We start from the raw sequence: 12,218 nt of genomic DNA on the forward strand, positions 1-12,218 counted from the left end.
GAGTGCGATCGCAAATAATCTCTCTGAACTCAACAACGAAGTTAACTATTTTTGCTTGCCCAATCTCGAATAGAAACAGATAACCTCAACGGACGCATCGGCTTTGCATAACGGTGAAGTTATACGGCAGTTTGGAAAGATTAAAGCAGTTCTTCCCTGGCAAGTTCTTCCATCAACGGCTTTAGATCGAGATACATTGTACGATACGGATTGGCAGGTGGAAGAGATTCAGTTGGATCAGCAAACTCAAACCCTAACTTTTCATAGAAGCCAGATGCATCATAAGCTGGGTCAACATCGAAATCGTAAAGCGCATCTACAGTGATAAATCTTACTCCGATCGCAGGAACTACCTGAGTAATCACATAATCGATCGCCCATTCCATCAACCTTACTCCAAGCCCTTTCGTGCGACGATCAACGGCAAGTAGTCCAATCTTGACGGCTGGGAAAGTACGATATTTCACACCTTCTTGAATTAGTAGTGCATCCTCAACCTCTAACTTATCTGCTAGAAGTGTAATGTAGCCAGCCAGAGCATCTTCAACTCTGACGAGCCAACATTGACAAAGATAGGCATCAGCTTCTCGTTGAATTCGACTCTGTTTCCAATAGGTAACAAATTCTCCCCTGACACAGCGAAACCCCTGACCGAGTTGCCGAAGTTCAGGGGTTAGAGGCTCAATATTGACTTGGGAAAAATCAACTCCATCAAATTTACCAGAACTAGCCATTTTTCTGTGCTTTGCGACGATGTGCAGCAATACGCTTTGCAAGAGCAAGCACGCGATCATTAACAACTGACTCGCCAGCGTCGATCGCTTCTAGTAGTTTCTTAGCGGCAATACCTGAAACAGGCTTAGATTGGGTATGGAGAGGATATTTCATGTCAGGGTGTACAATCTCTATATATTCATCATAGCAAGTAAAAAGGCGCGATCGGACTTTAAATAGCTATGCGTATCTCATTTTGATAGATCTGATCGCCGCGTTGAGCAAATTCTTCTTTACTATAGCGAGGCTGACGGATTGCCATGATTGTGATATCTCTTTAAACCGCTACTTCTTTAGACATTGTAATCGACAAATAAACAAGTTCAAGTTGTTGTATATGTTCAAACAAAAATAAGGTGCGTTACATTTCATTAACACACCCTACAGGATCGGCGATTGCGCTTAAACGGAGCGATCGGATCGGCATAACCGCACAAGTATCAGGGGCGGAGATTCAAAGTATTCAGTTGAGAGGATCATTCGATCATCGCCCTGCATGGCATCGTTAGACTAAAGTATTACTTGTTTTTGATATAGCGATCATTTTAGTATCTCCAGTATCTTTATCACGCAAAGTACAATAAAAACCAATACCTCTAACGGTGATGGTATGACACTCCATCATACTTTCAAGTCTCGACATATCACTCCATAGTTGTGGATGATTTATATTATTAAATTCAGTATGACCTTTTTTAGTATAAGGATTTAACTCGTGCAACCAATTGTGCAGCTTTTTATAAATACTGATTAGATCGTCATATGTTAGGCATTTGGCAGGAATACCTTCTATCACTACATTTACATTATGTTGATTTTTCTCCTCTTCACTAGCCTGCCTGATAATCGAAGGATTTTGTAAAGCATTAAGCCCTTTCTTTTTTAAGGTTCTGAAAATCTTTTCCGCATTATACTGACCTTCTGCCTCTTTCGGAACTGATTTAAGACTATTATCAACTGCTAACAAGCATGAAAATGCGATAGCTTCAATTATCTTTCGTCCATGAAATGCAACAATTTCTGACAAATAAAAGTTTTCTTCGCCCAATGATTTAATCTTATCGATTGCATCTAGTCTTTTCCTGACAATAGCCATCAAATCAATATATGTATCTGGAATATTCTCCATGCTGCCATCCTAGTCTAAAGGTTGAATTGAGCGGTAGATATACTTTCGCTCTCAACCAAAATATCATAACTTTGTCCGCTCCAATGATTTGTTATGCCCCGATCGCTTCTCAATTTCTTAACTTTGGCGATCGCTTCAACAATAATCTTCTCAAGTTTGCGATTTTGCGATCGCTATTTAAAAAGTTTTTAAAATTTCTGCGGCTGTCAATTTTAGGTTAGGGAAAGTAGTCGAAACAACTATCTGATTGCCTCGTAATTGCTGAATTTCATACTCTCCATTTGCTAATGTGCAGATAGAGAGCGTAGGTTGTTTGGACTTCCCAATATGTCGAACACCTCCCAATCCAGCGTAGTCGGCAATCCAATATTCGGGAATGCCCAGAGTCGCGTAGTCTTCAACTTTACGCGCATAATCATTTTGCCAGTTGCTACTCACAACTTCCGCTACAAATTTAATTGAACTGCCTAATGTCAGAATTGACTGCTCATTCCAAATTGGTTCTTTAGTAAGCTCATGGCGATCAATAACTATCACATCAGGTCGAAATGCAGTCATTCCAATGTTAGAAGGGCGAATAAGTCCTCGCTGAAGCACAAACCAAGGTAATCCCATTTGGTCAATCTGGACGCATACCTTTGTGGTAATAAAAGCTGCAACTTCTTCATGCAAGCCTGTTGGTTCCAAGTCAAATATATCTCCATCAATAAGTTCATAACGGTTATCGTCACGATAACGCACGAGAAACTCGTCAAAGCTGAGTGCTTTCTGTTGAATTGGTCGGTCGGTTGCGATTGCCATATATCAACTTAGCCCAATTAATACATTCATTATATCGAAATATATAATGTTTTCATGTCGTGTTACCAGAGATTGCCTCAACAATCATATTCTCAAGTTTGCGATTTGGCGATCGCTATTTCACCCAACAACAAATATTCTCAAATGAGTTGATTTGTTTTTGGAGTGCGATCGCCAATAATCTCTCCCAACTTATCAACGAAGTTAACTATTTCGGGTTGCTTAATCTTTGCTGAAATAGATAACCTAAAGTTGATGAATGACCAAAAGAATTATTTCCGCAAAAATGATGGAAATACCAAATGAAATTAATGGGAGGTTGTGGAATTTTGGGCTGTATCTCAGTCCTAAAAATCCAAATTATTCGGCCAGAGATTCCGTTCCTGTAACCATTGCTTATTAAACAATTTAGATTGATAACGAGCGCCCCCATCACATAATACCGTCACAATGGTATGACCCGGCCCCATTTCTTTAGCTAAAGCCACAGCCGCCGCCACATTAATTCCTACAGAACCTCCCATAAATAACCCATCTTTTCTTAATAGTTGATAAATCACTCGTAACGCTTGATCATCATCAATGGCAATGGCATCATCAATGGGAACACCTTGCATATTAGCCGTAATTCGACTATTTCCAATACCTTCAGTAATTGAATTGCCTTGAGGCGTAATTTCTCCCGTTTTCACATAACTATATAACCCACTTCCCATCGGGTCAGCAACAACAGTTTTAATCTGAGGATTTTTCTCTTTTAAAAATAGGGAAACTCCGGCAAAGGTTCCTCCAGTTCCCGTTGCAGTAACCCAAGCATCCACTTTTCCATCGGTTTGTTGCCAAATTTCTGGCCCGGTTGTTTCATAATGGGCTAAACGATTGGCTAAATTATCAAACTGATTCGCCCAAACTGCATTTTCCATTTCTGAGGCCAAACGTCCTGATAATCTAACATAATTATTTGGATCTTTATAAGGAACAGCCGGGACTGGACGAACTTCTGCCCCTAATGTTCTTAAAGCTTCCATTTTCTCAGGAGATTGAGTTTCAGGAATAATAATTAAACATTTGTAGCCTTTAGCATTACAAATATGGGCTAATCCGATTCCGGTATTGCCTGCGGTTCCCTCTACAACGGTTCCACCGGGTTTCAGTAATCCTTTTTCTTCTGCATCTTTAATAATATATAAAGCCGCGCGATCTTTAACAGACCCCCCCGGATTTAGAAATTCTGCTTTCCCTAAAATTTCACATCCGGTTTCATCGCTGAAACTGTTTAATCGAATTAAAGGGGTATTCCCAATGGTGCCAACAAAACCGTTTTTAATGTCCATGAACGATGTCCTAGTTAAAATTTTGCAGTGGGTTTCTTTCATTTTAGAGATTAACTGGACTAACGCAAAAACCCGATTTCTGATTCTTGCCTTCAGAAACCGGGTTTTTTTCCTCAAGATGGGTTTATTTATTCGGTTGAGGAGTCAAACGTAAATAAGGTTTGACTTCTTGATACCCTTTGGGGAACTTCTGTTTCAAGACTTCTGGGTCTTTGAGGGAAGGAACAATCACACAATCTTCTCCATCTTTCCAGTCGGCCGGAGTAGCGACGCTGTAGTGGTCAGTCAGTTGCAGAGAATCAATTACCCGCAGAATTTCATCAAAGTTGCGTCCGGTGCTCGGAGGATAGGTTAAGCTCAGACGCAGTTTTTTGTTGGGGTCAATAATAAAAACAGTCCGCACCGTCACCGCAGCATTGGCATTGGGATGAATCATGTCGTACAATTCGGACACTTTGCGATCGCCATCCGCCAAAACGGGATAATTAACCACAGTATTTTGAGTTTCGTTAATATCTTGAATCCAACCTTTATGGGATTCGGCATCATCCACACTCAGAGCAATCACTTTAACGTTGCGTTTGTCAAATTCGGGTTTTAATTTAGCAACGGTTCCCAATTCCGTTGTACAAACGGGAGTATAGTCGGCCGGATGAGAAAATAACACCACCCAGCTATCCCCAGCCCAATCATAAAAGCTGATGTCACCTTCGGAGGACGCTTGAGTAAAGTTAGGTACGGTATCCCCAAGTCGAAGTGTCATAGTTAATATCCTGTAAGTTCAATTAAAACTTGTGTTGTTATTATACCCCAGTTTTCCCATCGGATTCAAGCAGTTTGTACAGAAAGGGATTGAAGCTCCAGAAAATCGAATTTTAGTCGGTAGCCAGGATATCGTAGTATTGAAATATGTCTTTTTATTGGGTCGTAATTCCTCCCGACACCAACGCTTTGATGAAAGGATCTTCTGCGTGACCGAGTAGGATATCACAGGGTTCGTCAAATTTAGAATCTTCAATGGGAATAAGTGATAAATTGTAGCTACCAGAAATCTTGAGTAAGTCCAATTTGAAAAGGTTGTAGGAGTGTTCTTGGGCTATCAATAAAATGTCTTCAAAAGAGTTGCCAAATCTACGGATATGCTTTGGCACATATTCCGCGATAATCAGTGGTCGATGCCTGTCAATCAATTTAGAAATCCCTTTCAGCACACCTACTTCTCCCCCCTCCACATCAATTTTAATCAGACGAGGTGCTGTCTCTTGTAAAAGAGTATCGCCAACCTTGACATCGACTTTTACTTCATAGCATTTGTTATCTTTGTATTGAGTATTAGGAAAAGATGCAAGACTTCCTTCCCCAGAGTTAATATAGGGTACATAAAGGGTAAGCTGCGCGTCGGTTTCACCGAGACCTACTGGATAAACTTTGATATTCTCAATTTGATTGATCTCAATGTTGTAGTTAAGATGCTTTCTTGCTTCAGGGTTAGGCTCAAAGGAATAGACAATACCTTCGGTTCCAATAATATGTCTTGCAGCGAGAGCAAACATACCAATATTAGCACCAACATCAATAACTTCGTCTCCCTTCTTCAGGACTTGTTCAAGAAGTTTTTGAGTTGGGAGGTCGTACCAGCGACCCAGAAAAAATGTGTAGCGATCAGACCACTGAGATATATCCAACTCCATCCAAAAGTTATTTAGCTTGCCTTTAATTCTTCGCTTTCTGGTATTCTGCCAAAACCAGTTTCTCTTGTAACTACCGACAAAAATATTGTATATCTTTCCCCATCCCTCCACCTCTCTAAAAATTAAGGGACGGAAAGTAAAAATGATCGCTTCTTGAAACAAAGTTTTGATAAAAGACATTGGCTTAGTTCTCCCTAACCCATTTGTATATGCTATTTTAATATAACAGATGAGATGGCAACAATAACAAATTTAATATACAAACGATTCCTGCACAGGTTCGGTGGCAGGTAAAGCAAAGGCAGTCCTTGTTAATGGACTACCTTCTGAAATCGGGTAAACTCGTATTACAGTAAATAAAAATAGAGTCTTGGGAACAAATACAAGAGTGGATATTGTAATTGGTCGGGGCAAGGCTGCCCGCAGAGCTTATGGCATTGACGAAATTGCGTTAGTCCCTGGACAGCGCACCCTTGATCCAAGTTTGGCAGATACAACGTGGACAATTGGTGGTATTCAACGAGAAATTCCGATTATTGCTAGTGCCATGGATGGGGTGGTCGATGTTCGCATGGCTGTAGAATTATCTAAATTGGGGGCATTGGGAGTATTGAACCTGGAAGGGATTCAAACCCGCTACGAAGACCCCGAACCGATTTTGGATCGGATCACTTCAGTCGGGAAGGATGAGTTTGTCACCTTGATGCAAGAATTGTATGCAGAACCGATTAAACCCGAACTCATTATCCAACGAATTCAGGAAATCAAAAGCGGTGGCGGGATTGCGGCGGTAAGTGCTACACCAGTTGGAGCCGCTAAATATGGAATGGTTGTGGCTGAAGCCGGAGCCGATTTATTTTTTGTTCAAGCCACGGTGGTATCAACGACATTCCTATCGCCGGAGTCCGTTATTCCTCTGGATTTAGCTCAATTTTGCCAAGAAATGCCGATTCCGGTGATTTTGGGCAACTGTGTCACTTATGATATCACCCTAGATTTGCTCAAAGCGGGTGCTGCGGGAATTTTAGTTGGGATTGGCCCCGGTGCGGCCTGTACCTCACGGGGGGTTTTAGGAGTTGGAGTTCCCCAAGCAACGGCCGTAGCCGACTGTGCCGCAGCGCGAAATGATTACTATCAAGAAACCGGGCGTTATGTCCCCATTATTGCCGATGGCGGATTAATTACCGGAGGAGATATTTGTAAATGTATCGCTTGTGGGGCCGATGGGGTGATGATTGGTTCTCCGTTTGCTCGCGCGAAAGAAGCTCCAGGACGGGGTTATCATTGGGGAATGGCAACCCCTAGCCCGGTGTTACCGCGTGGAACTCGGATTCGGGTAGGGACAACGGGAACCTTAGAACAAATCCTGCGTGGCCCGGCTCAATTGGATGACGGGACTCATAATTTATTGGGGGCGTTAAAAACCAGTATGGGAACCCTTGGGGCGCAAACAATTCCAGAAATGCAGCAGGTGGAAGTTGTGATTGCACCTTCGCTGTTGACCGAAGGAAAAGTCTATCAAAAAGCCCAACAGTTAGGGATGGGTAAGTAAATTTACGGAGGTTGAGTTTAAAAATTCTTGACAAAACTTGTTAAATCGTCGTAAAAGTTACGACTCAACCTGGAATTCTCTGAAATAAAATGGCACAATAGAAGAAGCGGAGACGTATGTTTCCGTTCACTCCTCACACCACACTCCGCCTGGACTTTTGTTCGGGCGGTTTCTTAATTTTAGGGACTAGAACCGACCTGCTTAAATTCGCTTGCTCCTAGGATAAGGATAACTGCTCATTTGTGCAAGTCGGCGGGGAAAAATTTTTTTGAGCAGGGTTGTAGGCTGTCGAGCCTGTCCTCATGGAAATAGGGAATGAATGACGACGCCCCACAAAACCAACAAAAACACAAAGTTTATGGTAAAATCTGACTGGTTTTTTACCCCCCGACTGACTCAGAACAAACAGGCTAACATACAAAAGTAGGCTTGAGGAATTATTGCTTTGTCAAAAGCTTGCTCAAATTAAGGGTAGAATAAACAAAAAGCAAGCAAAAAACGAGAGAGAAATCACCTCTTCTCAGCCTTCGTCTGCTGTTAGACAGTCAGTGGATGTAAAATTAAAATTCTTGTGGACAAGATTGAGTGGAACCCGTTAAATCTAAGGTTAACACTGTGCCAATCTAATCTGTGACGCAAGGATCTCTGATCAGATACATTCGTGTCTGAGATGGGACTGTCAAATTTGATAGGGTCTGTTATATATAAGGATTTCTAGGGATGTCCAACGCCAAACCAGTTACTGATGCTAGTTTTAAGGAAGATGTGCTTGACAGCGAAATCTTAGTGTTAGTGGATTTTTGGGCGCCTTGGTGTGGGCCTTGTCGTATGGTTGCACCGGTTGTCGATGAAATTGCAGAACAATATGCTGGACAAGTAAAAGTAGTCAAGCTCAATACAGATGAAAATCCTGCTGTTGCTAGTCAGTTTGGCATTCGCAGCATTCCAACTTTGATGATTTTCCAAGGAGGTGTAAAAGTGGATATGGTTGTGGGAGCCGTTCCAAAAACGACTTTAGCATTTACTTTAGAAAAGTATCTGAAGGCCTGAACTAGCTAGTTGTAAAGTTTAATCATTGTTGCAGGGGTTGACAACTCAACTCAAAAACTGGCTTCAAAAAGAGTAGGTTTGAGTCAGTTGATAAAAGGAGTTTTCCATTCCCTCAAAATGATACTCGAACCTCAAGCTCATTATTCACGGGTGTTGCGCCTTGGAACCTTGGGTCTGAGGCGTTTTGTTGTAAGTGATAAAATCTTATGCACTCCTCTGACATTAGCCAAGCGGTAGATTCTCTACAAGCAGATATTATCCAGTTAGTGGATCAACTGCCGAATTTGAAGCATAAAAAGTGGATTTCACGAGCGCTTTCAAGTCTGGTTCACATGGCTGGAGAAGAATTTGAAACCCTCGACTGGAAAATTATTTCTGCTTCTTTATTAGACTTAGAACGGGGTTTTCAAATTTTTTATCCCTATCGCCATGTTCGCAAAATTTGTATTTTTGGTTCGGCTCGAATTTCTGCGGATACCCAAGAGTATCGCATGGCGGCAGATTTTGCCCAATGTGTCACCCAACAAGGATTTATGGTATTAACCGGGGGTGGAGGTGGGATTATGCAGGCGGGAAATGAGGGTGCGGGTCTGGATTTATCGTTTGGATTAAATATTCAGCTTCCCTTTGAACAATCTTCAAATCCTTATATTGAAGGGAATAAAAAAGCCATTATGTTTAAGTATTTTTTCACGCGCAAGTTGTTTTTTCTGCGTGAAAGTGATGCTTTAGCGATGTTTCCAGGAGGGTTTGGGACGTTAGATGAAACCTTTGAATGTTTAACGTTAATTCAAACGGGAAAATTTGGCCCGGCTCCGTTAATTTTAGTGGATCGTCCGGGGGGCGATTATTGGTACGATTTACACCAATTTATTGAAAAACAAATGCTGAATCGGGGATTGATTTCACCCGATGATCCGAGTTTTTATACGATTACTGATGATTTGTCTGTGGCTTGTGAAGCGATCGCTAATTTCTATCGAGTTTATCATTCGAGCCGCCATGTCAAAGATCAGTTTGTGATGCGGTTAAAATCGGAATTGTCTGATCAGCAAGTGGAACAACTGAATACAGAGTTTCACGATATGTTATCTAAGGGTAAAATAAAGAAAACTAAAGCATTTCCTGAAGAGATTGGCGGCGAAACAGATGAGTTACCTCGTCTAACCTTCCATTTTAATCAACGCCGCGTCGGACGATTATATCAAATGATTTATACCATTAATAGGATGGGAGCTACTTCCCCAGAGGCAGCACATCCAGAGCAGAAATAGGGTTTTTGTTGACTGTTGACTGAAACCCGAAACCCGAAACCCGAAACCCGAAATATGAATAATCTATTTCAATTTGAACAAGATTTTGTTGAATCTTTGCACTGTATTCCGATGGTTGTCAGGTATAAACTGGATACCTGTGGGGTTAAGTTAAAACTGGAACATTGGAATAAATTTAGTCAGGATGCTCGTCAACAGTTAGTGCAAAATTCGATCAGTACACCGGAAGAAATTATGGCTTATCGAAGTTTATTGTATGAATTAGCAGAACAATATACTGATATTCCTCTTAAGGATTTACCGATTGATGATTATCCTCCTTGGTTAGAAACAACCGGATTACCGAATGTGGTGCAGCAAAAAACCGAGGAAGTTGGTGTTAATATTACCTTAAAACAATGGCAAGATTTAACTCCATTACAACGATTTGCTTTACTAAAGTTAAGCCGTCCTAGTCATGAAAATAAAAATTTCTTACCCGCTTTAAGGGAATTTAAAATTTTAGAAAAGAGTCTCTAGCATTTTATGTTAAAATATTAACTGCTTCTATTCCCTATTTCAAGAAAATTTTCAACCGATTCAATTAACGTTCAGGGCGGTTTTTTATGGCACACAGTATCAAATCGACTATGCCCCCAATAGATTCTATTGTTGATGAGGATGAAGAAGAATCGAATTTAGATTATTTTTATGATGATCCGGGCACACCTCCAGGAACATTAGATGTTGAAGCGGATGATCCACCTCCTGAAATGGTTTTAATTGATTATAATGAGGCGATGGCGACTCGTTTAAAATTAACAAACCCGGAAGAATGCACGCCTTATTTAGATACTCATTCTGTCTCTTGGTTAGATATTTTAGGGTTAGGAAATCAAGACACTTGGGAGCGGATGGCGAAGGTGTTTAATTTACATCCGATTGCTTTAGAAGATGTGGTGAATGTTCCCCAACGTCCTAAAGTAGTGGAATATGATGATCAACTGGTAATTGTCGCCTGGATGGTAACACTCAAACCCGGTGACGATCCTCTACATAAAGAACAAGTTAGTATTATATTAGGAAAAAATTATCTGTTGACGGTACAAGAAGAACCCGAATATGATTGTTTACAACCTGTACGCGATCGCATTCGTTATAATCAAGGCCTCATTCGGAAACAAGGGGCTGATTATTTAGCTTATGCCATCTTAGATGCAATTATTGATGGATTTTTCCCAGTCTTAGAAGAATATGGAGATATGTTAGAAGACTTAGAAGATCAGGTTGTATTCAATCCTATTCCTAAAGACTTGGCTAAAATTTATAGTATTCGTCGAGATTTATTTACCCTGCGACGGGCAATTTGGGCGCAACGAGAAGCGATTAATGTATTAATTCGAGATGGAAGTGATGTGATTAGTCCCGAAGTTCGCGTTTACTTACGAGATTGTTATGATCATACGATTTTAGTTCGAGATATGGTCGAAACCTATCGAGAATTATCTTCCGATTTAATGGGAATTTATATGTCTTCTATTAGTAACAAAATGAATGAAATTATGAAATTGCTGACGGTGATTTCTACGATTTTTATTCCCCTAACCTTTGTGGCTGGGGTATACGGGATGAATTTTAATCCTGATACTTCCCCTTTAAATATGCCAGAACTCAATTGGTATTGGGGCTATCCGGTTTGTTTGGGACTGATGTTTATGATTGCTTTAGCCTTATTCTTTTTCTTTTGGCGACGAGGTTGGTTTAATAGCTTTGTCCAGCCTCAAAATGAAGATTCTTCTTCCTAAGTTAAAACCAACGTAGTAAGCCCTTTAGGGCTAAGATTGGTGTTAGTTATAGTGCGATCGCAATTCGGGAGCCAACGTAGTAAGCCCTTTAGGGCTAAGATTGGTGTTAGTGATAGTGCGATCGCAATTCGGGAGCAAATACAGTAAAATTAAAGAGCGATCGCTTCATAATGAATATCCCTCTTGTGTCACTTTCCGAGAGGTCGATCTCTTATTATGTATCCCTTAGTATTAGGATGGCAAAATGATTACTTCAGAACCTATTATTTTAAGTTTCAAAAATGTCACCTTAAGCAACGATCAATTTTATCAACTTTGCCAAGATAATGAAAATTGGCAACTAGAAAGAACAGCTAAAGGAGAATTAATAATTATGCCCCCCGTTGGTGGAGTCAGTGGTAATCGAGAATCAGATTTGAATGCTGATTTAGTAATTTGGAATCGTCAAACTCAACTCGGAAAAGTGTTTAGTTCTTCAACTATCTTTCGTTTACCGAATGGTGGCGATCGCTCTCCTGATGTGGCTTGGGTTGAGAAGGAACGTTGGGAATTACTAACAGCAGAAGAACAAGAAAAATTCCCCCCCTTATGTCCTGATTTTGTGATTGAATTACGCTCTCGTACTGACTCCCTAACCCAACTTCAAGCAAAAATGCAGGAATATCTTAACAGTGGTTTGCGTTTAGGTTGGTTAATTAATCCTCAAGCACAACAAGTAGAAATTTATCGTCCTCATCAAACCGTTGAAATTGTCCCATTACCCACAACTTTATCAGGGGAAAATGTATTACCAGAATTTATTTTAAACTTACCTCTATTTTAATTATTT

13 protein-coding genes are annotated in these 12,218 nt (G+C 40.6%); 6 read left to right on the forward strand and 7 right to left on the reverse strand.

The window, feature by feature from the left end; all coding sequences use genetic code 11:
- Positions 1-140 precede the first annotated feature (140 nt).
- From PL8927_RS15065 to PL8927_RS15090, 7 genes are all read right to left on the reverse strand, one after another.
- Positions 141-734, reverse strand: coding sequence for a GNAT family protein (locus tag PL8927_RS15065; RefSeq protein WP_083622991.1), 594 nt, complete (start codon positions 732-734; stop codon positions 141-143).
- Entirely contained in the window at positions 727-888 is a 162-nt protein-coding gene (locus PL8927_RS28050) for a hypothetical protein (protein WP_197047429.1), read from the reverse strand. The genes PL8927_RS15065 and PL8927_RS28050 overlap by 8 nt, the downstream gene beginning before the upstream one ends.
- A 391-nt stretch (positions 889-1,279) precedes the next feature.
- On the reverse strand, positions 1,280-1,903 hold the full coding sequence (locus PL8927_RS15070; protein WP_083622994.1) for a hypothetical protein: 624 nt from the start codon (positions 1,901-1,903) through the stop codon (positions 1,280-1,282).
- Between the two features lie 177 nt (positions 1,904-2,080).
- Complete coding sequence (locus PL8927_RS15075; RefSeq protein ID WP_331281830.1) at positions 2,081-2,644, reverse strand: Uma2 family endonuclease; 564 nt, start codon at positions 2,642-2,644, stop codon at positions 2,081-2,083.
- A gap of 407 nt (positions 2,645-3,051) precedes the next feature.
- A complete protein-coding gene (locus PL8927_RS15080; protein ID WP_083622998.1) occupies positions 3,052-4,038 on the reverse strand; it encodes a cysteine synthase A in 987 nt (328 codons plus the stop codon).
- Between the two features lie 124 nt (positions 4,039-4,162).
- Entirely contained in the window at positions 4,163-4,801 is a 639-nt protein-coding gene (locus PL8927_RS15085) for a peroxiredoxin (RefSeq protein WP_083623000.1), read from the reverse strand.
- A gap of 154 nt (positions 4,802-4,955) precedes the next feature.
- Complete coding sequence (locus tag PL8927_RS15090; protein ID WP_083623003.1) at positions 4,956-5,909, reverse strand: FkbM family methyltransferase; 954 nt, start codon at positions 5,907-5,909, stop codon at positions 4,956-4,958.
- Positions 5,910-6,117: 208 nt separating this feature from the next.
- On the opposite strand from PL8927_RS15090, the gene PL8927_RS15095 reads away from it, so the two are divergent.
- From PL8927_RS15095 to PL8927_RS15120, 6 genes are all read left to right on the forward strand, one after another.
- A complete protein-coding gene (locus PL8927_RS15095) occupies positions 6,118-7,281 on the forward strand; it encodes a GuaB3 family IMP dehydrogenase-related protein (protein ID WP_083623004.1) in 1,164 nt (387 codons plus the stop codon).
- A 720-nt stretch (positions 7,282-8,001) separates the two neighbouring features.
- A complete protein-coding gene (gene trxA / locus PL8927_RS15100; protein WP_083623006.1) occupies positions 8,002-8,331 on the forward strand; it encodes a thioredoxin in 330 nt (109 codons plus the stop codon).
- A gap of 206 nt (positions 8,332-8,537) precedes the next feature.
- Entirely contained in the window at positions 8,538-9,605 is a 1,068-nt protein-coding gene (locus tag PL8927_RS15105; protein ID WP_083623008.1) for an LOG family protein, read from the forward strand.
- A 54-nt stretch (positions 9,606-9,659) separates the two neighbouring features.
- Entirely contained in the window at positions 9,660-10,124 is a 465-nt protein-coding gene (locus PL8927_RS15110; protein WP_083623354.1) for a nitrate reductase associated protein, read from the forward strand.
- A 110-nt stretch (positions 10,125-10,234) separates the two neighbouring features.
- Positions 10,235-11,389, forward strand: a complete 1,155-nt coding sequence (corA, locus tag PL8927_RS15115; protein WP_231506029.1) for a magnesium/cobalt transporter CorA — start codon at positions 10,235-10,237, stop codon at positions 11,387-11,389.
- Positions 11,390-11,633: 244 nt separating this feature from the next.
- Positions 11,634-12,212: a Uma2 family endonuclease gene (locus tag PL8927_RS15120; RefSeq protein ID WP_083623012.1), complete on the forward strand. Its 579-nt coding sequence runs from the start codon at positions 11,634-11,636 to the stop codon at positions 12,210-12,212.
- Positions 12,213-12,218 lie beyond the last annotated feature (6 nt).

The sequence above is a fragment of the Planktothrix serta PCC 8927 genome (assembly GCF_900010725.2).
GTDB lineage: Bacteria > Cyanobacteriota > Cyanobacteriia > Cyanobacteriales > Microcoleaceae > Planktothrix > Planktothrix serta.